This is a genomic window from Alkalihalobacillus sp. AL-G (genome assembly GCF_030643805.1).
Classification (GTDB): Bacteria; Bacillota; Bacilli; order Bacillales; family Fictibacillaceae; genus Pseudalkalibacillus.
Genome location: NZ_CP094656.1, coordinates 818,871 through 844,981, shown reverse-complemented (window position 1 = coordinate 844,981; position 26,111 = coordinate 818,871). Strand labels below are relative to the sequence as shown.

At 42.0% G+C, this 26,111-nt stretch carries 23 protein-coding genes; 2 read left to right on the top strand and 21 right to left on the bottom strand.

The genetic code is table 11. The features are described 5' to 3' along the window. Positions 1 to 6 precede the first annotated feature (6 nt). The 14 genes from paaA to gnd form a co-directional block, all read right to left on the bottom strand. Positions 7 to 975 carry a 1,2-phenylacetyl-CoA epoxidase subunit PaaA gene (gene paaA / locus MOJ78_RS04300; RefSeq protein ID WP_304979976.1) on the bottom strand — a complete coding sequence of 323 codons (969 nt, stop codon included), beginning with the start codon at positions 973 to 975 and terminating at the stop codon, positions 7 to 9. Positions 976 to 1,135: 160 nt separating this feature from the next. After that, the gene (gene paaK, locus MOJ78_RS04295; protein WP_304979975.1) at positions 1,136 to 2,464 is read right to left on the bottom strand and encodes a phenylacetate--CoA ligase PaaK; all 1,329 of its coding nucleotides are present in this window, start codon (positions 2,462 to 2,464) and stop codon (positions 1,136 to 1,138) included. 366 nt (positions 2,465 to 2,830) lie between these two features. Then, entirely contained in the window at positions 2,831 to 3,184 is a 354-nt protein-coding gene (locus MOJ78_RS04290) for a hypothetical protein (RefSeq protein WP_304979974.1), read from the bottom strand. A gap of 145 nt (positions 3,185 to 3,329) precedes the next feature. After that, positions 3,330 to 4,322 carry a lipoate--protein ligase gene (locus MOJ78_RS04285; RefSeq protein ID WP_304981182.1) on the bottom strand — a complete coding sequence of 331 codons (993 nt, stop codon included), beginning with the start codon at positions 4,320 to 4,322 and terminating at the stop codon, positions 3,330 to 3,332. A 39-nt stretch (positions 4,323 to 4,361) separates the two neighbouring features. Continuing rightward, positions 4,362 to 5,102: an MBL fold metallo-hydrolase gene (locus MOJ78_RS04280; RefSeq protein ID WP_304981181.1), complete on the bottom strand. Its 741-nt coding sequence runs from the start codon at positions 5,100 to 5,102 to the stop codon at positions 4,362 to 4,364. 704 nt (positions 5,103 to 5,806) lie between these two features. Continuing rightward, a complete protein-coding gene (gene gntK / locus MOJ78_RS04275; RefSeq protein ID WP_304979973.1) occupies positions 5,807 to 7,348 on the bottom strand; it encodes a gluconokinase in 1,542 nt (513 codons plus the stop codon). A gap of 61 nt (positions 7,349 to 7,409) precedes the next feature. Then, positions 7,410 to 8,066: a bifunctional 4-hydroxy-2-oxoglutarate aldolase/2-dehydro-3-deoxy-phosphogluconate aldolase gene (locus tag MOJ78_RS04270; protein ID WP_304979972.1), complete on the bottom strand. Its 657-nt coding sequence runs from the start codon at positions 8,064 to 8,066 to the stop codon at positions 7,410 to 7,412. Between the two features lie 29 nt (positions 8,067 to 8,095). Then, a complete protein-coding gene (locus tag MOJ78_RS04265; RefSeq protein WP_370529764.1) occupies positions 8,096 to 9,040 on the bottom strand; it encodes a sugar kinase in 945 nt (314 codons plus the stop codon). 19 nt (positions 9,041 to 9,059) lie between these two features. Continuing rightward, positions 9,060 to 10,208 carry a galactonate dehydratase gene (gene dgoD, locus MOJ78_RS04260; RefSeq protein WP_304979971.1) on the bottom strand — a complete coding sequence of 383 codons (1,149 nt, stop codon included), beginning with the start codon at positions 10,206 to 10,208 and terminating at the stop codon, positions 9,060 to 9,062. Positions 10,209 to 10,302: 94 nt separating this feature from the next. After that, entirely contained in the window at positions 10,303 to 11,127 is an 825-nt protein-coding gene (locus MOJ78_RS04255) for a carbohydrate ABC transporter permease (RefSeq protein WP_304979970.1), read from the bottom strand. Next, positions 11,124 to 12,002 carry a carbohydrate ABC transporter permease gene (locus MOJ78_RS04250; protein WP_304979969.1) on the bottom strand — a complete coding sequence of 293 codons (879 nt, stop codon included), beginning with the start codon at positions 12,000 to 12,002 and terminating at the stop codon, positions 11,124 to 11,126. The genes MOJ78_RS04255 and MOJ78_RS04250 overlap by 4 nt, the downstream gene beginning before the upstream one ends. Positions 12,003 to 12,207: 205 nt before the next feature. Continuing rightward, positions 12,208 to 13,512, bottom strand: coding sequence for an ABC transporter substrate-binding protein (locus tag MOJ78_RS04245; RefSeq protein ID WP_304979968.1), 1,305 nt, complete (start codon positions 13,510 to 13,512; stop codon positions 12,208 to 12,210). 143 nt (positions 13,513 to 13,655) lie between these two features. Continuing rightward, entirely contained in the window at positions 13,656 to 14,711 is a 1,056-nt protein-coding gene (locus tag MOJ78_RS04240; protein WP_304979967.1) for a mannonate dehydratase, read from the bottom strand. 103 nt (positions 14,712 to 14,814) lie between these two features. Then, the gene (gene gnd, locus MOJ78_RS04235) at positions 14,815 to 15,711 is read right to left on the bottom strand and encodes a phosphogluconate dehydrogenase (NAD(+)-dependent, decarboxylating) (protein ID WP_304979966.1); all 897 of its coding nucleotides are present in this window, start codon (positions 15,709 to 15,711) and stop codon (positions 14,815 to 14,817) included. Between the two features lie 165 nt (positions 15,712 to 15,876). Between gnd and MOJ78_RS04230 the strand changes: the two genes are divergently transcribed. Next, positions 15,877 to 16,716, top strand: coding sequence for a MurR/RpiR family transcriptional regulator (locus MOJ78_RS04230; RefSeq protein ID WP_304981179.1), 840 nt, complete (start codon positions 15,877 to 15,879; stop codon positions 16,714 to 16,716). Positions 16,717 to 16,886: 170 nt separating this feature from the next. Here MOJ78_RS04230 and MOJ78_RS04225 read toward each other — a convergent pair whose 3' ends face one another. Beyond that, positions 16,887 to 17,156, bottom strand: a complete 270-nt coding sequence (locus tag MOJ78_RS04225) for a hypothetical protein (protein ID WP_304979965.1) — start codon at positions 17,154 to 17,156, stop codon at positions 16,887 to 16,889. Positions 17,157 to 17,387: 231 nt separating this feature from the next. Between MOJ78_RS04225 and MOJ78_RS04220 the strand changes: the two genes are divergently transcribed. Further along, on the top strand, positions 17,388 to 17,567 hold the full coding sequence (locus tag MOJ78_RS04220; RefSeq protein WP_304979964.1) for a small acid-soluble spore protein H: 180 nt from the start codon (positions 17,388 to 17,390) through the stop codon (positions 17,565 to 17,567). Positions 17,568 to 17,807: 240 nt separating this feature from the next. On the opposite strand, the gene MOJ78_RS04215 is transcribed toward MOJ78_RS04220, so the two are convergent. The 6 genes from MOJ78_RS04215 to MOJ78_RS04190 all read right to left on the bottom strand — a co-directional run bounded on the left by MOJ78_RS04215 (position 17,808) and on the right by MOJ78_RS04190 (position 26,109). After that, a complete protein-coding gene (locus MOJ78_RS04215; protein WP_304979963.1) occupies positions 17,808 to 18,635 on the bottom strand; it encodes a carbohydrate ABC transporter permease in 828 nt (275 codons plus the stop codon). A 23-nt stretch (positions 18,636 to 18,658) separates the two neighbouring features. After that, a complete protein-coding gene (locus tag MOJ78_RS04210) occupies positions 18,659 to 19,966 on the bottom strand; it encodes an ABC transporter permease subunit (protein WP_304979962.1) in 1,308 nt (435 codons plus the stop codon). A gap of 140 nt (positions 19,967 to 20,106) precedes the next feature. Continuing rightward, entirely contained in the window at positions 20,107 to 21,423 is a 1,317-nt protein-coding gene (locus tag MOJ78_RS04205; RefSeq protein ID WP_304979961.1) for an ABC transporter substrate-binding protein, read from the bottom strand. Between the two features lie 81 nt (positions 21,424 to 21,504). Continuing rightward, positions 21,505 to 22,491, bottom strand: coding sequence for a LacI family DNA-binding transcriptional regulator (locus tag MOJ78_RS04200; RefSeq protein ID WP_304979960.1), 987 nt, complete (start codon positions 22,489 to 22,491; stop codon positions 21,505 to 21,507). A 303-nt stretch (positions 22,492 to 22,794) separates the two neighbouring features. Next, positions 22,795 to 24,903: a HelD family protein gene (locus tag MOJ78_RS04195; protein ID WP_304981178.1), complete on the bottom strand. Its 2,109-nt coding sequence runs from the start codon at positions 24,901 to 24,903 to the stop codon at positions 22,795 to 22,797. A 264-nt stretch (positions 24,904 to 25,167) separates the two neighbouring features. Beyond that, positions 25,168 to 26,109 (bottom strand): ArsA family ATPase, encoded by a 942-nt coding sequence (locus MOJ78_RS04190; RefSeq protein WP_304979959.1) that lies wholly within the window; start codon positions 26,107 to 26,109, stop codon positions 25,168 to 25,170. Between the last annotated feature and the right edge of the window lie 2 nt (positions 26,110 to 26,111).

Below are 26,111 nucleotides of genomic sequence, written 5' to 3'. Positions count from 1 at the left end.
CACGGCTTATACCACTTTTGCTGTCGGATTCAATGCTTCACGTACCCAGCGATTATTTTCATAGGATACTTGTCGAAGCTCTAAACGTTCTTTCGATTGTGGTCCATTTCCGGTTACGATTTGTTTAAATTCGCTCCAATCCGGATCCTGGTAAACCCATTCCTCTTTTTCCTCATCAAAATGAATCGTTTCATCTGGAATTGTTAATCCAAGTGACCAAATTCTTGGTACATATTTTGTAAAGAATTCCTGTCGAAGCTCTTCATTTGTCTTTTCTCGAATCTTATACCTCATATTTTTATCGACATGAGAGGTAGATGCATTTTCTTTACTTTTCGGTCCGAAGAACATCAATAGAGCGGTCCACCAACGATTCAATGCATCCTGTAGTAATTCGCGTTGTTCAGGTGTTCCTTCTGCCAATGCCATAATGATACTTTCCCCATGCTGAGCGTGAAAAACCTCCTCGGCACAAATACGCTTCAATGCTCTCGCATATGGGCCGTATGAAGAATTCAGCATCATACTTTGTGAAATGATCGCTGCCCCGTCTACAAGCCAAGCGATGATTCCAGCATCTCCCCATGTAGGCGCTTTCATATGAAACACATTATGGAACTTCAATCTACCAGAGAACAGATCCTGCATTATGTCTTCTCTATTTCTCCCAAGCGGTTCCATGAGATCCTCAGCAACACGCAACAAGAGCTGACCGTGTCCCATTTCATCCTGGACCTTTGCCATTATCGCCAATTTTCTGTGTAATGACGGCGCTTTTGGGACCCATTCCTTTTCTGGAAGCGCTCCCATGATTTCGCTGATTCCATGCATAGAAATCAAACGAATCAGGGATTGACGGTAATCATCAGGCATCCAGTCATTCGGCTCGATTTTTTCACCGGCATCTATTCGGTTCAAGAAGTGTTCGTACTTCTCTTCCTCTGTTAACCGATCAAACGAAGTATCGATAGTCATTAAGTATCACCTTCCGGATATTACGTTTATTTAACGTCATTATAAATTATCGTTATAATATTTTCAATGGTTTTGCTTAATTTTAAAATATGTGTAATGAAGTTCAACTAATTGTGTTACGTCCTATAACAACGTTGAACTGACTCACATCCTGTCAGCCCTACTGCATGACGGTCTCTTTCCGAAGATCAACAACTCGAATTGCCTTACCCTCTGAGCGCGGGATCGAATCCGGAGCAAAAATCCGAACGTTTATGGTGACTAAGCAATTCGATTTGATAATGTGCTTGATTTTTTCCGTCAATACCATTATATTAGCGTGTTCTAAGTTATCCTCACATTGCTTAAAATATTCTTCGTTCACTTCTACATGCAGCTCAACATGATCCAATGTCCCTTTTTTCTGTAACTGTATTTGGTAGTGCGGCATAATCTCGGAAACTTGCAGTAAATAATTTTCGATCTCAGAAGGAAATACATTAACTCCCCGAATAATCATCATATCGTCTATTCGGCCTTTTACTCTGCACATTCTGACTGAAGTTCTTCCACACTGACATTTCGACCGGTTGATTGCTGCTATATCCCCTGTACGGTATCGGATAATCGGAAACGCTTCCTTAGTCAGACTCGTAAAAACAAGCTCCCCATACTCCCCATCTGGAACATGCTCATTTGTTTTTGGATTGATGACCTCAACAATGAAATGATCATCCGCTATATGAAGTCCATCTTGTGCCTCATGACATTCAATCGAAACTCCTGGCCCCATTACTTCACTCAGCCCATAAATATCAACCGCTTTAATACCTAGCTTAGTTTCAAGTGTTTGTCTCATTTCCTCTGACCATGGTTCAGCCCCGAATATTCCATATTGAAGACTTGTAGCGGCAGGGTCCTTACCCATCTTTTCCATCGTCTCAGCGATGTTTAGAACGTACGAAGGAGTTCCACAAATCACTTGCGGTTTAAAATCATCAATAAGTAGTATTTGCCGTGTCGTGTTCCCGCCTGAAATCGGGACCGTTGTCATTCCGAGCTTTTCAGAACCATAGTGGAGTCCTAATCCGCCTGTGAACAGACCATAACCGTAAGCATTGTGAAGTACTTTTCCAGGTTCTCCACCAGCAGCTGCAATCGAACGAGAAATGATTTCACTCCATACGTCGATGTCGTTCCGTGAATAGCCGACTACCGTTGGTTTTCCGCTCGTCCCAGATGATGCGTGCAACCGGATAACCTCATTCTGCGGAACAGCAAATAGCCCGAATGGATAATGATCGCGCAAGTCCTGTTTCACGGTGAATGGTAATTTCCTTAAATCATCAAGACTCTGGATATCCTCGGGTTTTACACTATGCGAGTCAAACTTATTCTTGTAGAAAGGTACGTTTTCATAGGTGGATTTTGTGGTTTTTTGAAGTCGTGCTAGCTGGAGATGTTCTTTCTGTCTGGTATTCATCGTTTCCATTTCGACATTGAAAATCATTGTGTCCCCTCCCAATTTAAGTACGCTTTTAACATCGTTGAATGTGAAATACATTCACAATTCCTTTTTTAATATCCTATATAACGTAAAAAATTCGAACTATCATTATATCGGTATATAAAAATAGTAACGAGAAAGCGCTTTCTTGTCAATTATTCGTCAGAATATTCCCGTAATTAAGGCGATATTACCACAATGGAAACTTGTCTTGCTGACTAGAAAATTTCAGGCTGAATTGAAAAAGCAGGCTGAACCAACATGTGTTTTGCCGTGTAATTCACAAACCAATATTATTTGGGTCAGCCCCTTGTTGTAGTCGGTTACTTGTTACACCTATACGCAAAAAAACTCCCTTAGTAAGGGAGTTTAGTAGTATGGGTAGTAAGGGTACGGCGGGTAATATGGATAATAAGGATACGGTCGGTAAGGAATTAACGAAAGTGCTGTCAGTGCTGCTAGTGGCAACAAGAATCTGCCGAACCTCCTGAACCGTGGCCCATATTGTCTTGAATCGCTGCGTTCATAGGACTCTGGCTCCATCATTTCAGGAACGAGCATTTCAACCTGATCACCCTTATGCCCCGTTAAGATCGCATCAAACTTTTTCCCGTCGTTCGTTTCAACTAAAACATGATAGTTCATATATTGCTTACATTTGTCTTTCATGTAGTGTGCACGTTCATCGTCCTTGACCTCTTCTCGATTACGTTCATCAGTCAATATCTATCAGCTCCTTTCTCACAATTACATGATATTCACCCACCCATTTGATGTGCCTATTTTTTTCGTTAAACATTTCATATTTGAGATTAAAAAAAGAAACGAGTAAACCCGTTTCTTTTCAGACATTCCATTTATATACTTTTTAATGAATCAACTCTAAGAACTGATCCTTTGTAATTTTTCCGAGATAATGGTGGATATCCATTCCTTCTATGGCTTGTTCAATTTCTTCCCGGTCAAAGCGGACTCCGATCAAGCGGTTTTCAATGTCCTCAACATCCCCGACACCGAAAAAGTCTCCATAAATTTTACAATGCTGGATTGTATTTTGGACAACATCAAGACGTACATCCAGTTGCCCAGCACCTTCAAACCGATGGGAATGATGAACATTGAACTTCGGTGATTTCCCATAGTTCCAAACCCAGTTTTGGTAGCGTTCTTCCGATATGTTTCGAATGTTCTTCCAATCTTCCTCAGTTAACCGGTATTGCGGAATATCTTCATTTTCCTCGAAAAGATAGTGAAGCAACGTTCTCTTGAATTCCTTGATCGTCATATCAGAGTGAAGATGCTCGCGAATGTTGGTAACACGGCTCCGAATTGATTTGATTCCTTTCGACTTGATCTTGTCCATACTCACGTTTAGGGCTGATACGACATTTTCAATCTGGGAATCGAACATTAACGTCCCGTGGCTGAACATTCTCCCCTTCGTCGAAAATTGAGCATTTCCAGATATCTTTTTCCCTTCAACGAGAATGTCATTTCGTCCACTCAACTCCGCAGGGACACCAAGCTTGTTCAACGCCTTAATAACAGGCTCAGTAAACTTTTTAAAGTCATGAAAGCTGTTCCCATCATCACGAGTAATGAAGCTGAAGTTCAAGTTCCCAAGATCATGATAAACGGCACCGCCTCCAGACAGACGACGTACTACATGGATATCATTTTCCTTCACATATGGGGAATTGATCTCTTCTACTGTATTCTGGTTCTTTCCAATAATGATCGACGGCTCATTAATATAAAACAAAAGATACGTTTCGTTGATGTCCAAATGCTTCAACGCGTATTCCTCGATGGCTAGGTTGATCCTTGGGTCGGTTATATTCACATTATCGATAAATAGCAACACGTACTTTTTCCTCCCATTTAAAAAATATCAATTGCATCATTCTTTTTCCCAGACGAGACCAGATGATGCTAGTTCGACATCCCCATTATAGTGTTCTTTGGCTTGGACTACCAATTGTTCGACTTCACCAAAGTGTGGGAGGTGCGTTAGAATGAGTTTCCCAACGTTGGCTTCACTAGCTAGCCGGCCAGCATCTTCACTCGTCATGTGGCCGATGCTTGTTCCGTCCATTCCCTTGTACAAATTACACTCACATAAGAGAAGATCTGACCCATGGCAAAATGAGACGAACGAATCTTGATAGGCAGAATCCGCTGTATAAACTACTTTACTTTCCTTTCCTTCTATTAACATTGCATAGCAAGGAACCGGGTGCTTCGTTTGTAAAAAGGAGACCTTAAATGGACCGACCATGATCGATAAGGCCGGATTGTACTCCTCACCTTTCGTGTAGGTTTTATAGGTAAGACGTTGAAATTCTGTTTCATTAAAGCGATGTCCATAAACCGGTAGCTCAGGAAGCTGCTCTTCACCCGTCTGCGATTTCACGAGTCTTGCAAATTGAAGTGGACCGATATCGGCAATGTGGTCATGATGATAATGAGAGAGTAGTACCGCATCGATGCTATCTATCCCTATGTAAGATTGAAGCTGTGAAAGCACACCACTTCCACAGTCCACAAGTAAATTAAAGCCTTCTTCTTGGATGAGGTATCCAGATGTCGCTTCTTTTACCTTTGGGAAACCACCCCAGCATCCGACAACCGTTACTTTCATTGGTTTCACCCTTTCCATTTACGCTTTCCTCCATTGTATAGAATTCCCACATCAAGTTCTACTAACACAGCATCGGTTTACTTTAGTGTGCCGAAGTTTACCTTTGAGTGCTGAAGTATTACCTTTATAAAGCCCAACTTGTGGATTTTAGCTCATTTCATAAATAAAAACGGTTTTAAAGGCGCCGAATCTCCTTTTTGTTGGTATGGCGCTTTTAGATTACTGCGAAATTTGAGATTTAACTGCTAAAATCTGAAAATAACTGCGAAATGAGGAAATCATCTGCGAAACAGCAAAATAATCTGCGAAATGAATATATGTGGATCTGAAGTGGCCTGAGTGGCTGGGTGCTGGAAGTCACATTTTTGTGGCACACTCCATTCCTTTCTGCTAAAAAAAGGGGCTGACTCAAAAGAGAAATCTCTTCAAATTATTTCAGTCTTCTTGAAGTTTTATATAATTGATGAAAAATTCAAGTTGTAAGTGCAAATTCTTATTTATTGTGGAAGTGTTTACGGCCTTTAATTTAGAGGGAAAATGGAGGTTTCTCGCGTAACTCGGATTTTTCTCGTGTAACTCAGATTTTTCTCGCGTAACTCGGATTTTTCTCGTGTAATCCGTTTTTTTCTCGTGTAACACATATTTTTGACGTGTAACTTGAACGATTAAAGAGGAACTGACGAGTTTCAGCCCCTTTTACTTTTTTATTGAACGTGTTTCCTTTGAAAGTCTGCAATTGCTGTATATTCTTCTTCCAATTTCCTTGAAATCCGGATAAAAATCGACATTAGTTCCTTATAAAGCTTTACATTTTCCGGGTTCGGAGTATGATGATGTACGGAGCCAACCATCGAGGAAGCGTGCTGCAACGAATCAATCTTCCCTTGTGCATACAACCCTAATATCACAGCCCCTAAGCACGAGCTTTCATGACTTTCCGGTACGTACACCTCCTGGTTGAAAATGTCCGTTAACATTTGCCTCCACAAACCAGATTGTGCGAATCCGCCAGTCGCTTGAATCCGACTCGGCTTTCCGATCAATTCCTCCAGGGTCAGCATGACCGAATGCAGGTTGAAAATAACCCCTTCAAGAACCGCACGGATCAAATGCTCCTTCTGATGGTGCAACGCAAGTCCGAAAAAAGAACCCCTCGCCTTCGCATTCCATAACGGGGCACGCTCCCCACTCAGATACGGATGGAACAACAATCCATCAGAACCAGGCCGGACACGTGAAGCAATGTCGGTCAGCATTTTATAAGGGTCGACACCGATCCTTATTGCAGATTCAGCCTCGGACGAGCACAATTGATCCCGCAGCCATTTGAATGTCATGCCGCCATTGTTGACAGGCCCGCCGATGATCCAGAGGTCTTCCGTCAATACATAGCAGAATGTACGGCCCTTAGGATCTGTTATTGGGCGATCCGCTGCTGTCCGGATTGCACCGCTTGTACCGATCGTTACTGCGACAGTACCAGGTTCGATTGCATTGACGCCCAGATTGGACAGCACCCCATCACTCGCCCCGATGATAAACGGTGTATCAGGTGCCAACCCCATTGCATCGGCATACATTTCAGAAAGCCCAGTTAATATCGCTGTAGTCGGTACAGGTTTTGACAATTGATCCGCAGTAATTCCAGCTGTTACAAGTGCCTCCATATCCCACGCCAATTTTTCCAGCTCAAATAATCCTGTCGCTGATGCAATGGAGTAGTCTATGACGTATTCTTCAAATAATCGATAAAAGACGTACTCTTTTATGGAAACGAATTTGACAGCTTTTTGAAACGTTTCCGGATATTCTTCCTGTAGCCACATCAACTTTGTCAGCGGCAACATCGGATGGGTAGGCGTCCCTGTTCTACGGTAAATTTCGTGTCCTTCAGGTGAAGCCCTTAATCGGTCTGCCCATTTCGCACTTCGTGAATCTGCCCACGTTATGCATTTCGTGAGCGGATATCCTTCTTCGTCGAGGGCGATTAACGTATGCATCGCTGAACTGAAAGAAACAAATCCAACCTGACGATTTGATACTCCGCTTTTTTCAATCGTTGCACGTACCGAGGTGACGACCGACTGGAAGATTTCCTCTGGATCTTGTTCTGCTGCTGATACTTCCGGCCTGTACAATGGGTACTCTACATGATGCTGGGCAAGAAGTGCGCCACTTCCATCGTACATAGCAGCTTTCGTACTGGTCGTTCCGATATCCACACCAATATATCGTTCTCGTTGCATGAAAAACGTCCTTTCAGCTCGAATACTTCATTATCATCTATGAGTGTGAACCTCATATTTACTATATATGTCTCTCGCGTGCCGTTTTCACTGCTTCAACATATAAAGAAGCGTTGGTTCTAATCTTGTTAAAGTTACCTGATTCGATATCCTTTGTATCAACCAAGCTGACGCCAATTCCTACAGCAACAGCGCCAGCCTCAATAAAGGAATCGATGTTATCCAGGTTCACCCCTCCTGTCGGTATAACAGGAATGTGAGGAAACGGTCCCTTGACATCCTTCAAATACTTCGGCCCAAGAGTACCGGCAGGGAACAGCTTGACCATGTCTGCTCCCCATTCCATTGCTCTAATCATTTCGGTTGGCGTCATGACGCCCGGAATGGCGATTTTACCATACCGGAGAGCCGTTCGAATGATATCCTCTGAAAGGCTTGGGCTAAAGACAAATTCGGCTCCTGCACTAATGGCTTGCCAGGCGGACTCACTATCCAAAACAGTCCCTGCTCCGACGAGCGCTCGGTCTCCCAATCGGTTTGCGAGCTTTTCGATGGAACGGTATACATTCGGTGAATCGACAGTCACTTCAAGTGCTGTGACCCCACCTTCAATGAGACTCTCTGCAACTTGTTGGACGACATTTTCCGGCACCCGGCGAACAACCGCAATGATGCCTCCGTCTTCTATTTTTTGCAGTAATTCTACTTTGGGCAGCATTTCTTACATTTCCCCCATCTCTGTGCTTCTTATCTTAAAATGTCCTTCGAACGATCAGGAACAATTTCTGACCAATATGGATAGCCTTCTACGTCTCCGGTCACCGTGACAGCAGAAGCACCCACCCGGTTACCAAGTTTCACAGCCTCCCGATAGGTCCAGTTCCGAATAACCCCAGATATGAAACCAGCGGCAAAACCATCCCCCGCCCCAATGGTATCTACCACATGACCGACCTTACATCCTTCAATGAATTCGCAGCTATCCGATGTATGGTAATAGGCTCCCTTTGCCCCTAGCTTCACAACAACAGCCTTTGCTCCAATAGATATAAGGCTTTCAGATATGTCCTCAGGTTCCGTTTTCGCTGTAAGTAAGCGCCCTTCCTCCAGACCTGGTAATACGATATCACACTTACCTGCGATGGACATCAGTTCAGAACGAGCCTCATTTTCGGACCATAGCTTAAGCCGGATGTTCGGGTCAAAAACAACGGTTACATCATTCTCTTTCGCAATATCTATCGCATAATGAATCAACTCTCGACAGGAATGACTGAGCGCAGCTGTAATACCTGTGATGTGCAGAATCTTAGCGCCCGCAATGTCACTTTCACTTAAATGACTACGATTCATATAACTGGCGGCCGATCCTGTACGATAATAATAAACCTTTGGATCGCCTTCTTCATGCCGCTCTTTGAAAAAAACACCCGTGGGGTGATCAGGATCAAAGGTGACTAAGCTTGTGTCCACTCCTTCGCCCCGGATGAAATTACGAACGAAAAGACCGAACTCATCATCACCCAATCGACTGACCCAACTGACCTGATACCCAAGCCTTGCAAGAGCGATGGCCACGTTGGATTCTGCTCCTCCTATCGTTTTTTCAAACTGACTAATGTATCTTAGTCGGCCTGTCTTCATCGGACTGAACAGTACCATTGATTCTCCAAAAGTGATGACATCCATCATTCATTCCACCTTTATCTTATTACCATTCTGCAATGCTTCCATCTTTATTGCGCCATATCGGGTTTTTCCAATCATGCCCGATCTTCGCCATTTCTTTGACGCGTTCTTCATCAACCTCTATACCGAGCCCCGGTCCTTCTGGTATGTTGACATAACCATCCTTATATTTGAACACCCCTGGATTCTTGAGGTAATCAAGCAAGTCTTTTCCCTTATTATAATGTATGCCGAGGCTTTGTTCCTGAATGATCGAATTCGGGGTACATGCATCAAGCTGAAGACATGAAGCTAAAGCAATGGGTCCAAGCGGACAATGAGGTGCAACCGACACATCAAAGGCTTCTGCCATCGCAGCGATTTTTTTCAGCTCCAAGATGCCACCAGCATGGGAGACATCAGGCTGAATGATATCAACATAACCGTCCATCAAGATCTGCTTGAACCCCCATCTCGTGTACTGTCTTTCACCAGTTGCGATTGGAGTTGTCGTATAGCGGGCAATTTCGCGCAAAGCTTCATTATTTTCCGGCAGAACTGGTTCCTCGATAAACATTGGTCGGTATGGCTCTAACTCTCTCACAAGAATTTTTGCCATTGTTTTATGTACACGGCCGTGAAAATCAATGCCAATCCCAAAGTCCTTTCCAACAACTTCCCGAACTGAAGCGACGCTGTTAATCACTGCTTCAACTTTTGAACCCGTATCAATATAATCCAATTCTTCAGTAGCATTCATTTTAACCGCAGTAAAACCAGCGTCTAGCTTTTCTTTTGCAGCCTGTGCCACATCGCTCGGACGATCACCGCCGATCCAGGAGTATACACGAATTTTATCTCGAGCTGCACCTCCAAGCATCTCGTAAACTGGCATATTATAGTATTTCCCTTTAATATCCCATAATGCTTGCTCTATGCCAGAAATCGCACTTGTTAGAATCGGGCCCCCTCGGTAGAAACCTCCACGGTAAAGGACCTGAAAGTGATCCTCGATACGTAACGGATCTTTCCCAATCAAATAATCGCTCAATTCTTGAACACATGCCTCTACCGTGCTTGCACGTCCTTCAACAATGGGTTCACCCCATCCTGTTATACCGCTATCCGTATCGATTTTAAGAAACAACCAGCGAGGAGGAACTTTATATAATGTCAGCTTGGTGATTTTCATCGTATCTCTCCTATCGCATGAATCTCCGTTATTTTTTTACTATTCAATTGTACATAGATTTGTAGACTACAGTCTATTTTAAGTACGAAAACGACTAACCTTTAACACTACCACCCGTCAAGCCAGCAATGATATACCGCTGGGCAAAGAGTGCCAAAATAAGAACCGGCGCAGTAATGATCACGGAAGCTGCCATCAAACCTCCCCAGTTGATTTCCGAATAAGATAGGAAATTAAAGACAGCAATTGGTAAAGTCTTTGTCTTCTCACCAGCCAAAATGATGGAGAACATAAAGTTATTCCATGAGAAAATGAAAGCCAAAATGGTGGATGTAATGATGCCAGGTCCGGAGATCGGTAAAATGATTCGAATAAAGGCTGATGGAATCGTACATCCGTCAATACGGGCAGATTCCTCAAGTGCAGACGGCAGTCCTTCAAAAAATGGAATCATGACCCATACGATGAACGGCATGGTCACAAGCATATGACTTAAAATCAGTGCTGTATACGTGTCGATCAACTGCATTCTTGAAAAGATGATAAACCATGGGATCAGAAACGAGATCCCTGGTACAATTCTTGCGACAAGGATTAAGAGTCCAAGTCCTTCCTGCTTGTATTTTGCAATCGCATAAGCGGCAGGCAAGCCTAGCACGAGACCGAAAAAAGTTGATAATATGCCGACGATAAAACTGTTGATAATAAATTTGAGGAAGGCGTATTCTTCAAATACACTAATATAGTTATCTAAATTTGCAGTGATAGAAAAAATGTTTTCTGTATTAAGGATTTGCACTTGTGTTTTAAAGGAGGCTAAGATCATCCATAGAAACGGCAGCAAGAATAGTATTAAAGATAAATAGACACCAATATGAGTGACTGTGATTTTAAATGGTTTTTGTTTTCTTCCACTCATAAACTGACCCCCGCTCTCTTTCTTAAGAGAATAGTAAAGATACTAATCGATAGGACTATGAGGAAAAACACCATAAGTAAAGCTGAAGCCTGACCAATTTTGAAATATTGGAAGCCTAAGACATAACCATAGATGTTGATCGTCTGTGATGCAGTACCCGGACCACCCTGCGTGGTGGCATAGATGATATCGAAGGTTTTCAATGCATCGATCATCCTCAACAAGACGGCGGAATAAATCGTCGGCTTCAATAAAGGAAGCGTAATTTTCCAGAAAGTTTGCCAGGAATTCGCCCCATCAATCATCGCTGCTTCAAAGGGATCCCTTGGAAGAGAAACAAGCCCCGCCAGAACAATCAAAGCAATCATCGGTGTCCATTCCCATACATCGATCAAAATCAATGAAGGCATGACAAGATCAGGTGAGGTCAACCACTCAAGACCAGGCAATCCAAGCTTATTTAAAAACACGTTTGCAATACCGATATTCGGTTCATAAATAAGGACCCAAACCAAACCTACCGCTACGGGTGTCGCCACCATCGGCAACAAGAATAATGTCTTGACCAGGCCCTTTCCAATAAAATGCTGATTCATCATGATTGCCAGGCCGATACCTAAAATCGTTTCAATAAGTACCGATGCAACCGTAAAATAAAGCATAAGCCACAGTGATTTTATAAATAGAGGATCATTGAATAAAACCTGATAGTTTTTAAATGCTACCCATAATGGCGGGTCTATATTTGACATATTCCAGTTGTGGAAGCTTAGCCAAAATGTATAACCGACAGGCAAGACCATCATTAACGCAACAAAAATGACAGCAGGCATCGTAAAAACCCACTTGATGTTCCGATCAATCCAGTTTATCATGCTTATTTTTCCTCCTAACCCGGTGATATTCCTTTAAGCATGTGTTCCAGGTGAAATTCAGGCTGTCAGGCATTAAATTCATAGCAACATTCAAGAAATGATCAATACTTACACCTATGTAAAGGCAACCGGCTTTCGGCATCTAAAAAAGGACTTAGCTGGTACACCGAAAGCCGATTTCATCAAAACTATTGATGACTACCTATTACTTATTCTCTTTATCTAGTAGTTCCTGGAACGCTTTGTCCGCTTTTTCTGCAGCTGCTTTCACGTCTTTTCCTTGTTGCGCAGCAATGATTACATCACCAATGGTGTCACGAGCTTTACCAACGTTAATGACAAGTGGACGGTCATAAGGCTTTCCATCTGCTTTACCATTAGCCGCAATCGCAGCCGCTAGATCTTCAGGGAACATTGCCGTACCTTCCGGTGAATTCCAAACAGAAATACGTGCGCCCGGATTCCCTTCAGCTTGAAGCTTTTCAACCATTTCTTTACTTAATGCCCAATGAATGAATTCCCAAGCAGCGTCTTTCTTATTGGAGTTAGCACCGATACCAAGCGCCCAAGATGTGACGTTATATGGATGTGCTCCATCTGGCCCAGCCGGGAATGGAGCGAAACCGACTTTATCCGCTACCTGCGATTTTGATGGGTCAGTAGCGTTTGAAAAGAGGGAAGAAGCGTCAGTGTAGAAGGCCGCTTTACCTTGGGTGAATACAGCCATTGCTTCTGGCCAGCTCATATTGAGTGTTCCTTTGGGTCCATAATTCTTGAGCAGGTTACCATAGTATTCAAACGCTTCAATGGCTTCAGGAGTAGCAATGACAGATTTATCGTTTTCGATGAAATCTCCGCCAAAGCCGTATAGGAAGCTGGAGAACTGAGTAACTGCAGCAGCACGCTTACCGCGAGCAACAAATCCAGCAATTCCATTTTCAGGATCATGGAGTATTTTTGCAGCATCTTCAAGCTCTTCCAATGTTTTCGGAACATCTAAACCGGCTTTTTCTAACAGGTCTTTCCGATAATATAAAACTTCCGTTTCAGTAACGAGCGGCAATCCGAATAATTCGTCTCCAGCTTTCACGCTTCCGAGAGCCGCTGGAATAAAGTCTTCTGTGAAATTGTCTTTCTTAGCGTAATCATTCAAACTAGCAAAATAGCCATTTTTGTGAAACATTTTTCCATCCTGGAGGGGGCGGAACATTACAACATCAATGTCATCTGAATGTGATGCGAATTCTACAGAGGTTTTTTGTGTAAGCTGATCCTCAAAATAGCTGTCGATCTTGACCTTGATGCCGGTTTCCTTTTCGAATGCTGACAGTTCCTTTTCAATGGCTTCTGTCCATGGATGATTCGCAGTCACTACCCGAATTTCAGTTACCTTGTCATCTCCTTCACCTGAAGAACCTGAGTCCGAGCAGCCGACCAGCAAAGAACTCATAATTGTAACTAACGCAAGGGGGCCAACCATTTTGATTAAACCCTTAATACCCTTTTTCACAGCAACTTCCTCCTTTTTTGAAAAATTAAAATTATCTGATAACGCCTTCATTTTATGCTATTTTCATCAAAATAACAATAAATATTTTTTCTTAAATGCCAACTAAGGAAAAATTATTTTTTCATACCTGGTAATCAAGTAACCTAGTCTTCCCTCTTCAATTCTTTTGTCAAAGCCTCCCACATGCCATTTAGGTAAGTGGCTCCGAGGGCTCGGTCATATAAGCCATACCCTGGTTTTCCTTCTTCTCCCCATATCATACGTCCGTGGTCTGGACGAATTGGCCCGTCATAATTGATATCACGCAACGCTCGAATAATTTCATACATATCCAAGGAGCCGTCCTCACTGCAATGTGAGGATTCCTGAAAAGATTTTTCACCGATTATTTTTACATTACGGGCATGTATGAAGTTTACTCGTCCCACTTTCCCGAACGAGCGAACCATTTCCGAAAAATTGTTTTTCAGATTTGCACCGAGGGAACCACTACATAAACACAATCCGTTATACGGGCTATCATAGATCTTTAAAAATCGTTCTAGATTTTGCTTATTCGTAATAATGCGAGGCAGCCTGAAAAATGACCACGGTGGGTCATCCGGATGTATGGCCATTTTGACATTGGACTTCTCAGCGACGGGTAGGACTTCTCGGATAAAATACTCCAAATTACCCCATAGATCCTCTTCAGATACCAATTCATACTGTCCAAAAAGCCTTATAAGATCCTCTTTTTTATAGCTCGTATCCCAACCAGGAAGTGGTAGTTCCCCGGATTGAGGGTCCATTCTTTCTACTATTTTCTCATCAAAGGTTAAACAGGTCGATCCATCGGGAAGCTCATGATCCAGAGACGAACGGGTCCAGTCAAACACCGGCATAAAGTTATAACAAACGACCGGAATACTTGCTCTGCCTAAGTTTTTAATTGTCGTTTTGTAATTTTGTATGTAATGATCCCGAGTTTCTAGACCTAATTTAATATCTTCATGGACAGGTACGCTTTCAATAACATCAAGGGTTAAACCGTGTTCTTCAATTTGTTCTTTGAGGACAAGGATTTTCTCATATGGCCATGCTTCGCCTACTGGGATATCGTAAATAGCAGAGACGATTCCTTTCACTCCCGGGATCTGACGAATATTGGAAAGTGTTACGGAATCCTTCTGTCCATACCAGCGAAAAGTCATTTTCAAGGTTTTCCAACTCCTGCTTGAGATTAGTCATTCATCATGATGGTCCCTAATTAGGTAACTAGAATTCAACATCCACCTGACATATCCATTTCTTCCTAAACCATTACTTTTTTACGACATCATGTCCGCCGAACTCATTCCGCAGTGCAGCGACCACTTTCCCAGCAAACGTATCTTCCTCCAGCGAGCGGTACCTCATCATCAGGGATAAAGCTATGACTGGCGCGGCAGCTTGTAATTCAAGAGCCGTCTCCACCGTCCATTTCCCCTCTCCTGATGAGTGCATGATCCCTTTGATTTCATCCAGGTGTTGATCCTTCGCAAATGCGTTCTCTGTAAGCTCCATCAGCCAAGAGCGGATGACAGAACCGTTGTTGAAAACTTTGGATACTGCTTGATAGTCATAATCGAATGGACTTTTTTCAAGAATATCGAACCCTTCTGCAATGGCTTGCATCATCCCATATTCGATTCCGTTATGGATCATTTTTAAAAAGTGACCACTTCCGGATGAACCTGTGTAAAGGTAACCATTCTCAACGTTGACATCTTGGAAAACCATCTCAAGTCTTTCAAACGCTTCCTTCTTACCACCGATCATCATACAGGCACCGTTTCGAGCACCATTCATGCCGCCGCTTGTACCGACATCCAAGAAATGAATGTTATTTTCTTCAAAATTGGCTGATCGCTTCATTGACTCTTTGTAATTGGTATTGCCCCCATCGATGACGATGTCTTCAGGGTCCAGTAATACCTTTAATTCCGAAATAACGGTCTCAGTAACCTCTCCAGCAGGAACCATGACCCATACAGTCCGCGGTTTCTCAAGACTATTTACAAGATCTTTCAGTGAGTGAAATCCTTCTCCTCCTTTCTTTCCAAGTTTTTCTAAGGTCGATTGGTTTACATCGAATGCGTGCACGTGGTGTCCATGATCTAGTAAATTCAAGGCAAGGTTGTACCCCATTTTACCGAGACCAACTAAACCAATTTGCATGAAATAACCTCCACTTATGAAATTTTATTTCCTTTTCATTAATTATATAAAAATATTTTTTCTTTTCAAGTGCCTTTATGAAACTTTTTTTCGTAACTAGAATGGTATATACTGTTTATAGGAGATTTGTTGAGAGGAGCACCAACATTGAAATCAACGAAACCAATGCACTGTATATCAAGAATCCGTTCTTCCTATGGAATATTCAGTGAAAAAGAAAAGAAGATTGCAGACTATATTTTGAATCAACCGGACCATATCATACATTCAACAATCAACCAAATTGCTGATGACTTGAATATTGCTGAGGCGACAGTTTTTCGCTTTTGTAAACGCCTCGGTTTCAAAGGATATCAGGCGATGAAAATCGCTCTGGCATCTGAAATCGTAAATCCTGTGAAAGACATTCATGAAACGATCAGTGAGATGGATAATGAAAAGGAAGTAGCTCATAAAGTGTTCCAATCCAATATCCGGACGTTGGAGGAAACGATTCACCTATTAGATAAAGAGCCTTATCGTCGTGCAGTCAACATGCTGATGAATGCTGGAAAAGTGGAGTTTTATGGTAACGGTGGTTCTGGAGTCATTGCGATGGATGCACACCATAAGTTTTTACGGAGTGGGATTCAGACAGCTGCCTATTCAGATTCTCACCTGCAGCTAATGGCAGCATCACAGCTGACCGAGCATGATACTGCTGTTTTTATCTCCCATTCTGGGACGAACAAGGATATTTTACAAGTACTCGACGTTGCAAAAGAAAACAACGTGAACACGATCGGAATTACGACGCTGGCGAAATCACCGTTAAGTCAACAGGTTGATGTTCCACTATATACGACCTCAGAGGAAACCGACTACCGGTCAGAGGCACTCGCATCACGTATTGCTCAATTATGTATCATTGATGCACTCTATGTTAATGTGATGATGCAAAATAAACAGACTTCACAGGAATCGATCAAGAAAATGAGAAAAGCCATCTCGATCAAGCGGATTTAAGAAGATGGTGAAAAATAACATTACAATTGTAAGTATTGTTTACATGACAATCCGGCTTCTTCCGTCAGATCCACCTGTAAATCGTAGTTTCTCACTCTAAAAACCAATAGAACTATGCGATTGATAGTGACCCTTCTGTCTTAAAATAAAAAGATGGTAACCAAAAATGGTTACCATCCATATCCATACCCGTATCCGTAAGGATAATATGGATATGGACGAAAGAGCGTTACACCAGCTAGCGTTCCAAGACCTAAACCTAAGAGTCCAGCACCCAAAACCGGAAAGAAACGTCCTTCTCGTTCCTGGAAAGGTTGTAAATAAACATTCTCAGAATCTACATTTTTAATCACACCTACATAGACTTTATAATCGTGAGTTTTTACTACAACCGGTTTTTCCATGTGTTGGACACACAAGTTATAAAAATACTCCTTCAAAAGGTGACCTCCCTAAGATCCGTTTGATACTTCCTTTCTATAATATGAACGTCATTCGTAATTGACAAAACTAATTATTGTCAACATCATTTTCAGAAAATCGTTTTGTTTTCACGAATGCCTTATATTTATCTAGTTGCTTCACCTTAAGAAAAGTTTAATTACAAAGAGTATATCTGAGTAAATCGGAACAAATATTAGTACTGTAGAAATTCAAAGGAGGTGGCTTCAATGGATGCACAACGAGCACAAGAAATTTCTTCTTCGTCAACGACGGCCAACGTAACCTATAATGGGGAAGGTGTTTATATCGAGCACGTGGATCAACAAAATGGAATAGCTACAATTCATCCCCTTAATGCACCAAATAATAAACAAAGTGTTTCTGTAACCAGTTTAATGGAACAGTAATTTTTCAAATGTTCATTAAACGTATAGAAGATAAACTTAGTTCCTCCAACGGAAGTGAAACACAATGACGATAATTGGTAACCAATTACCAAAATGAGACCTCATTTGCATCTAAGGGATTTAAACACTCTAAAACATAAAGGCTGACCCCATCTGTACTACATGATGGGGTCAGCCTAATCCTTTATAAACATATCTACTTTTCGACTTCTACACCGATTTCTCAAATGGAGTCTGTTTCTATTCCTTAACTGCTCCCGAAGTCAAACCTGAAACAATTCGTTTCTGGAAGAACAAGACCATTATAACTAGCGGAACGGTGACAACTACAGTCGCAGCTGAAATTTCCCCCCAAGGAATTGTAAATTGTCCCTGGAACATCGCAATACCTACTGGCACTGTTTTATACGCCTCCTCTGTATTCAGAACGAGAGCGAACAGAAATTCATTCCAAGCCGCAATGAATACGAGAATGGCTGTCGTAAAAATTCCAGGTATCGCTAATGGAAAAATGACACGCCAATACGTTTGCATCAGAGATGCGCCGTCAATTTTAGCAGCCTCTTCAAGATCGTGTGGAATTTTACGGAAAAAGGTCACTAAGATCCAAATCGACAAAGGCAATGTTATTGTCGTATATGGAATGATCAGACCAATATAGCTGTTTGTCAGCCCCAAGTTTTTCAGAATAATGTAGATTGGTGAAATCGTCGCAACCTGCGGGAACATCGAAACGGACAGTACCAGTCCGAGAATCACTGTTTTCCCTCTGAAATGCAATCGGGCAATCGCATAAGCGGCAAACGCTGCGATAAACACCGTGTAGATCGTCGTCGCACCAGACACGATGAAACTATTTTTCAAATACGTCATAAATGGATGGTTTACAAAGACCGACATGTAATTATCGAAGGTGGGGTCGGACGTATATGGTATAAATGCTTTGTCTCCAAACAATTCTGAAACAGGCTTGAATGAGCTGATTAGAACCCATAGAAATGGAAACATGACAACAAAAACAAAGACGAACAAGCCAACATAAAACCATGGTCCAGCTTTCTTCTGCATCTCAACTCACATCCTTTCTCACGCTATTTCTTGTCCTCTAAAAGGTCTCTGCCCAATAATGAAATGTAAAGCATCGAAATGATCGCTACACAGATGAACACAACAACTGATAATGCAGAGCCTTCACCAAAATTCGTTTGTGCGAACAAGACTTTATACGCAAGTAAGGAAATCGTTTCGGTTGAGTTTGCTGGTCCTCCGCCTGTCAATACAAAAATCAAATCAAATACCCTGAATGCGTCGAGCGTCCGGAACAATAATGCGACTAAAATGCTTAACTTCAACAATGGAAGCGTAATCGTAAAAAATTGTTTCCATTTGTTTGCTCCGTCGATCGCCGCTGCTTCATAAAGGCTTTTCGGAATCGTCTGCAGTCCTGCAAGCAGAAGCAATGCCATATAAGGCGTTGTTTTCCAGACGTCTGCAAAAATGACAGAAAACATCGCTCCTATATCCGTCGTCAATAAGCTTGCCATACTATCCACTAGCCCGATTTCTTCAAATAATTTAGCAACAATCCCATTTTGGCCATCATAAAGGAATTTCCACATCATTGCGGCAACAACGGTAGGAATCGCCCATGGGATCAGGATTGAGGCACGGACTAAACCTCTTCCAAAGAATGCTTTATTGATCAGCAGTGCGATAAGTAAACCTAATACCAGTTCGATCGCAACCGACACGACTGTAAAGACGACTGTGTTCCAAATCGCCATCCACATTCGTTTATCCATGAAATTCTTCACATAATGATCTAAACCGATGAAGTTCGGTTTGATGACTACATCTGTGAGTGCAGAGGTTAAACCCTTTACAGCATCAGGATCCTCAAGACCTTCTAACTGCTTCACATTTTGATAGATTGATTGGATTGTTTCCTGAATCTCTTTCGCACGATCCCGTTCTATTTCGATCAGTGATTCTTTATCTAAAACCGGTTCAATATTTATCAATTTTTCATTGATTGATTCGTATCGCTCCTGAATCTCTTCGTCTTCTCTTAATGACGAATCCAATTGATTGAGCTGTTCCTTAATCGAATTCAATTGTTGAGCTGTTTCCCCTTGTGTATTCCGTAGCTCCTTATCGATCGAGCCTTGCAGAAACGGATAATTATCCAAGTAACGTTTTAAATCTATCTGATAAGATGTATGAACTTCCGATTTTGTCGGATCGCTCAGTCGTAAATCAAACAAAGAAAAGTAAAACGATTGAAGGACAGGCCAAATCGCAATAACGAGTATCAAGAGGAGCGATGGAGCAATAAGCAAATACGCAGCTGACCGTTCGGAAAGCTTCTTTTTTTTCTTTTTTGCTGTGTTCTCTTCCATCAATCGACACACCTTTCTAAAGAGAACTTACTTTCCTATATCATAATTGAAGCTGACTCTTCACAATGCCCGACGTCCTCCAAAGTGAAAGAGAGGTCTTGAACGACTTGTCCGAGTCAGCTTCTATGATTATTGTTCGTTTAGTTTATTAGTTTTTCAATTTCCGTTTGCATATTCTTCGCAGCCTGTTCAGGTGTTACTTCTCCAGCAATCGCTTTTGAAATTTGGATCTGAATCACTTCAGAAACTACTGGATAGTTCGGAACTACTGGACGAGAAACTGCGCTGTTCAGTGCATTTACGAACCCTTCTTCTTTAAAGAACGGGTTTGCTTCAAGGACTTCCGCGTCTTCAAATAGTGATGGGATCGTTGGAGCCTTACTACCGTGGATTGCATTGATCTTTTGCCCTTCGGGACCTGCCATGAACTTCAAGAATTTCCAAGCTGCTTCTGGCTGATCGGTATTTGCATTGATCGCGGTCATCCATCCACCAAGAGTTGCAGCAGATCCAGCATCTCCTGCTGGAAGCGGAGCAACTCCGACTTTACCTACAATCTCAGATTGCTCTTCATCATTCGCCAGGGAATACTGATATGGCCAGTTACGGATAAACGGTGAATTGCCTTCAAGGAATGCTGTGTGTGATTCTGGTTCTGTGAACGTCGTAATGTTTTCCGGTACAAAATCAGCGTTCGCGATTTCGACAAGCTTCGTGATCCCTTGAATCGTATCCTCACTATCGACGACCACTTTCCCGTTTTCATCGACGATTGCACCACCGTATGAAGCGATAAATTCAACAGCGTTACAAACAAGGCCTTCATATTGCTTCGCTTGCATCAAATATCCAAACTCAGTTCCTGCTTCCGCTTTAAGTGCTTTAGCTTTCGTGACCAACTCGTCCCACGTCTTCGGAACCTCGCCTTCCTTCACTAGATCTGTTCGGTAAAACAGCATTCCTGCATCGATGAATTTAGGCAGCGCCCACTGTTTTCCATTAAAGTTAGCAGCACTCAATGCCCCTTCGTTATACATGCTCATGTCGAGCCCATCCTTTTGGATGAATCGGTCAAGCGCCATAACATATCCAGCCTGTGCAAATTCTGCCGGCCACACGACATCAAGGTCCACAACGTCAATTTCATCGGATTCTCCATTAAAAGCCGTTACATATGCATTATGCTGTGCTCCGGAATCGGACGGCATTTCCTTGAATTCCACATTGATATTCGGATGTTCTTTTTCAAACGCTTCAATGATCTTCAGTGTTGCCCCTGTCGCGTCTTGACCTTTCGCGTAGGTGATCGTTACAACTTCTTCTGTATCTTCTTTATTCGTATCTGTATCTTCTTTCTCCTTTTCAGTTCCTTCTTCTCCACCAGAATTACAAGCTGATAGAATCAGTGTAAAAGCGAGCAATAATGACAAAATACTCATCCATTTTGCTTTTTTCATTATAAATATCCTCCTTTAGGATTATGATATCGATTTCACAACCTATAAAAATAAAAGAATTTGACTTAAGCTTTTTAAATTTTAGGTAGATCGACGTATAATCAACTCAAACTCTAATTCAATCCGTTTTGCTGATTTCCTGTTCTTTTGACGGATCATATCGAACATGAGATGCATTGCTGTTTCTCCAAGCTGCTGGCTCGGTTGTTTGACGGTTGTGAGCCCGATCAACTCAGCGAGAGGCTGGTCGTCGAAACCGATTACCGCCAAATCTTCCGGTACTCGTAATCCATTCTTTCTTGCCTCATGGATCAGCCCTGCTGCTACCTCATCACTACCCGTAAATACGGCAGTCGGTCGATCTGTTTGTTGATTAATCTGGTAAAACAAACGCTTCCCGCCCTCAATCGTAAATTGATCTGTACAAATCCATTCCGGTCTTATTGCTATTCCTGCTTCATTCATTGCTTGTATGTATCCTCGCTGCCTGTCTGTTGAAACACGGCTTTTACCAGGTTCGGAGCTACAGTAAACGATAGAACGGTGGCCCTTCTCAATCAGGTGCTTCGTTCCGATATATCCACCTTTAATTTGATCAAGATGCACCATCGGAACCGTTGCATCATAGTCATATTCATTACAGAGAACAATAGGACCTTGAGCAAGATAAGGCTCAACTTCTGACCAAGGATTTTCCATTGATGTGAGGATGAGTCCGTCTATCTGTTTTCCTCGCAATATCCGCAAATAGTTCAGTTCTTGTTGCTTGTTATATCTTGTTTGACATAACAAAAGCTGAAAGCCTTGTTTTGCAGCAACCTCTTCCATCTTCTCGACGACATGACTGAAGAACGGATTCGTCAACCTCGGAACGTAGACGGCTATCGTCTCTGTTCGTTGTGTTCGAAGTTTCTGAGCAGATGAATTCGGAACATATTGCAGCTCACGCATCGCTTGCTTAACTAGCTGCTTCTTCTTTTCAGTTACATATGGATGCTCGTTAATTACTCTTGATACTGTTGCACGAGATAAGCCTGCTTTTTTTGCTACATCTGATATCGTCGCCATTATTGTTCCCTACTTATAGGACTCCTCCCTTCAATGAAACTATGAAATCGTTTTCATAGTTTGATTATAGGAAATTATTTGAAAAAACACAACGGTTACAATAAAATATTTTTAGAATTTTCAGTATTGAAGCCGTTTTCATTTTCGGTTATGGGTATTTTTACAAAGGAGAGTTAAGACAATGTACACTCTTAAAATTCTTCATCAAACGTTTATCATTTTCTAGTGGAAAGTAAAATCATCCTTGGACAAAAACCGTACTCTAGTGCAATTAAGCTCGGAAGTACGGTTTTTTATTAAATGCTATTTTGTTTTCAGTAAGGGTGTTGGATCCCCAGCATACAAAATCCAAAGTTGATGCAGAGCACGTGTACAGCCTACATAAAGAAGCTTAGCGTCTTGTTCATTGAAGCGATAATTGGTCGAATCAACATCACTCATGATGACCGCATCAAATTCCAACCCTTTTGTTAAATAGACGGGGATGATCGAAATTCCACCACGATAATCATTTTGTTCGGCCGTTATTAATGTAGCTTCAACTCCAAGATCCTTTAATTCCTGGTAGAGTCCCTCGCATCCTTGTGATGTTCTCCCGACAATTGCAACGCTGTTCACGTCAGACCGTTCAATTTCTTTTAAAATGGAGACAATCGTTGCAGCTCGATTCTTCTTGTCGAGATTCATTTCCTTCACAGGCTTACCACTACGAAAGACTGGTTTGGCAAGTCCACCTGTATGCTTCATATTGAGTAAAATACAGTTTGCGTACTCGATGATTTCCAATGTAGAACGATAGCTTTGTTTCAGCTGGACATAGGCTGGCGGTTTATCGTCAAACACGTCCATCATTTCCTGCCACTGTTCAATTCCTTTATACGAATGGATCCCTTGAGAAATATCCCCTAAAATCGTGAACGAATTTTCTTTAGCATAGGACTTCAATACTTCAATTTGAAAAGGAGAAAAATCCTGCGCTTCGTCAATGACAATATGCTGATACGTAAACGATTTATCAATCCCAAATAGCTTTGCATGGATCGATAAGATCGCTGGCAAATCCTCCGCCGAAACGATTTTCTTTGATAGGTTACGGCGAGTATGATCGATCATTTTCTCAGGAAGGTAATCGTTCAGCAATTCGGCAAACTTATCACGGTTACTTTTTTTAAATAGATCTTGATAAAATGAAAAAGCGGTGTAATCTGGCCAGGACTTTAAATAGGACCGCAGTTGATTATTCGCCTGTTTCTTACGCTCTTTTCGTTCATGAGGCATTATAGCTTCAACCTGCTGCTCAATCCAAGACTTTAATCGTTTCACAACACGATTCCGGCGTGATGAAATTGGGAAGCTGCGATTTTCGTTGGCCCAGTTGAGGATCGCCGAAGCTCGTATCGAACATCCGTCCCAGATTTCAAAATCATCAATGGGAACCATCGTATTTTCAAAGTCCACGAGGGTTGCTTCAATGATTTCTTTATATTTAAGTGATCCCTTTAGTCGACCTGATTGAAGCTCATCCTTTTCCAGTTCGTCACTTGTCGGTGCAAATCGTACTTCAAGATCGGTTGCGTCTGTCAGTACCTTGATTGATTCATCCAGGACTTCAATCGCCCAATCATTGAATGTCGTTTGTTGGATGCCCCCTACTCCAAGTTCAGGCAATACATTTGATATATAATCTAAAAACATTTTGTTCGGAGCAAAAATGATCATCTGATTTGCAGTCAGGTAATCCCGATAATGATAGAGGAGGTAAGCTAGGCGATGAAGTGCAACCGTCGTTTTTCCAGATCCGGCTACTCCTTGAATGATCAATGGCTTATTTTTCTCAGCCCGTATGATATGGTTTTGCTCTGCTTGAATGGTGGAGACAATATCCCTGAGCCGGTTGTCTTTCTTATCACCGAGCCGGTAAAGCAAAAACTCATCTGTTCCTCCCGCTTCATCACTACCTTTAACGTATGTATCGACTACACGTTGAAGTTCACGATTACGTATGACAACATTTCGTTTCAAATAGATATCGCCTTCCACTTTTCCTTCTGGTGAATTATAAAAGGCTTCATCCTCTCCACCGGTGAACGTATAAAACATACTTGCAACAGGTGCACGCCAATCGACTACAAGAATTTCGGTAGTTGATTCCTTTGAAACCCCAACCTTCCCTATGTAAATCTCTTCAGGCTTATCTTTCTCATCTGCTTTAAAATCAAGACGGCCGAAAAACGCTTCTTGGCTTGCGATTATGAGATTTTTCCGGTGTTGTTCTCGCCGGTCATCAAGAACCTGCTCAGTAATATCATCCCCGAAATACCTCGGGATTTTTTCTAATCGTTCCATTTGGTGGTCGATCTCAGCAGCGATTTTTTCCAGTTGCTGCTTCTCCGTGGCAAAGGCACTTTGAATCTTATTTTCACTCAAGTTCAGTTACCTCCTTTGTATTATTAGACTGAAAAATCAGACAGAAATTCATCTTACTAAAAATTGGTTTGAAATGCAATGGTTTTTCCAAACCACCCGCTCCCCGTGTTACAAAAATGTAGATTTCCACCAAAATGAAGATTTGTTATCCGAAGTCTTTTATCCGTTAACATAAATAGTTCCAATAGAAAACCTGAGCGGGATAACAGTTTATCCGCTCAGGTTAATTATTCCGTTCCATCTTATAATTTATATTATTTCTTTTTCCATCGTTTCACTGATCCGAACAAGAGCATCCAATGTTGAAATATCACCATCCAAAAGAGGTAAATGAATCTTTTCCTGCTGATCGAATGTTTCATTGATCCAGCTTAAGTACTCCTTTTCCTGCGCCTTCCGTCTTTGGAAAAACGAACTCGTTTCTTCGCTCGGCAACAGTTTATTGACGACAATCGTCCGTACGTTAAGATCATGCTTCGCCAGCGTTCCTATTGCTTTTTCCGTTTCCAAGATTGGAAGACGTTCAGCGTTTAACACGAAGACGTATTCTGTTTGAGTAGAATCCAGTAACAATTTACGGACTTCTGCAAAACGTTCCTTTCGTTTTTGGAGTATATCATAGATTGGATCCTCAACAGGTTCGCCGTCCCCCATCCAGGCTGAATAATTTTCGTTCATACTTTCTCGTCTTTTAAGCATTCCATCAATCCAGGCGCCCATTAGTTCTGGCAATGTTAAAAGTCGAATCGTATGCCCGGTCGGAGCTGTGTCGAACACGATCATATCGAAGGAATCCTTCTCATTTAAAATAATTGAAACAATTCGTTCAAACATTGCGGCTTCATCAGCACCTGGCGAACTTCCGGCCAGGTCGATCTGCCGGTGGACCTCTTCAATCATTTTCGGCTTAACAAGTCCTTTTAAATTTTGTTTCACCCCTTTAAGGTAACGTTTCGTTTCTTCATCAGGATCAATTTCAATTCCCCATAGATTTTCGGTCAACTTTGTAGGTTTTCCAGAAAGCTTTGCATGGAATAGATCGCCTAGATTATGAGCTGGGTCTGTGGAAACGAGAAGGATTCGCTTTCCCTGCCTTGCAGTCGCAAGTGCATAAGCAGAAGAAGAGGTTGATTTCCCAACTCCGCCCTTACCACCGAAAAATATGATTTGTTTGTTGACGATTTTTTTCATCT

What these genes read in the sequence shown, in the direction of transcription:
- paaA (WP_304979976.1), bottom strand. Translation starts at nt 975, where the DNA reads ATGACTATCGATACTTCGTTTGATCGGTTAACAGAGGAAGAGAAGTAC.
- paaK (WP_304979975.1), bottom strand. Translation starts at nt 2,464, where the DNA reads ATGATTTTCAATGTCGAAATGGAAACGATGAATACCAGACAGAAAGAA.
- MOJ78_RS04280 (WP_304981181.1), bottom strand. Translation starts at nt 5,102, where the DNA reads ATGAAAGTAACGGTTGTCGGATGCTGGGGTGGTTTCCCAAAGGTAAAA.
- gntK (WP_304979973.1), bottom strand. Translation starts at nt 7,348, where the DNA reads ATGCAACGAGAACGATATATTGGTGTGGATATCGGAACGACCAGTACG.
- MOJ78_RS04270 (WP_304979972.1), bottom strand. Translation starts at nt 8,066, where the DNA reads ATGCTGCCCAAAGTAGAATTACTGCAAAAAATAGAAGACGGAGGCATC.
- MOJ78_RS04265 (WP_370529764.1), bottom strand. Translation starts at nt 9,040, where the DNA reads ATGATGGATGTCATCACTTTTGGAGAATCAATGGTACTGTTCAGTCCG.
- dgoD (WP_304979971.1), bottom strand. Translation starts at nt 10,208, where the DNA reads ATGAAAATCACCAAGCTGACATTATATAAAGTTCCTCCTCGCTGGTTG.
- MOJ78_RS04255 (WP_304979970.1), bottom strand. Translation starts at nt 11,127, where the DNA reads ATGAGTGGAAGAAAACAAAAACCATTTAAAATCACAGTCACTCATATT.
- MOJ78_RS04250 (WP_304979969.1), bottom strand. Translation starts at nt 12,002, where the DNA reads ATGATAAACTGGATTGATCGGAACATCAAGTGGGTTTTTACGATGCCT.
- gnd (WP_304979966.1), bottom strand. Translation starts at nt 15,711, where the DNA reads ATGCAAATTGGTTTAGTTGGTCTCGGTAAAATGGGGTACAACCTTGCC.
- MOJ78_RS04230 (WP_304981179.1), top strand. Translation starts at nt 15,877, where the DNA reads ATGCACTGTATATCAAGAATCCGTTCTTCCTATGGAATATTCAGTGAA.
- MOJ78_RS04220 (WP_304979964.1), top strand. Translation starts at nt 17,388, where the DNA reads ATGGATGCACAACGAGCACAAGAAATTTCTTCTTCGTCAACGACGGCC.
- MOJ78_RS04215 (WP_304979963.1), bottom strand. Translation starts at nt 18,635, where the DNA reads ATGCAGAAGAAAGCTGGACCATGGTTTTATGTTGGCTTGTTCGTCTTT.
- MOJ78_RS04210 (WP_304979962.1), bottom strand. Translation starts at nt 19,966, where the DNA reads ATGGAAGAGAACACAGCAAAAAAGAAAAAAAAGAAGCTTTCCGAACGG.
- MOJ78_RS04205 (WP_304979961.1), bottom strand. Translation starts at nt 21,423, where the DNA reads ATGAAAAAAGCAAAATGGATGAGTATTTTGTCATTATTGCTCGCTTTT.
- MOJ78_RS04200 (WP_304979960.1), bottom strand. Translation starts at nt 22,491, where the DNA reads ATGGCGACGATATCAGATGTAGCAAAAAAAGCAGGCTTATCTCGTGCA.
- MOJ78_RS04190 (WP_304979959.1), bottom strand. Translation starts at nt 26,109, where the DNA reads ATGAAAAAAATCGTCAACAAACAAATCATATTTTTCGGTGGTAAGGGC.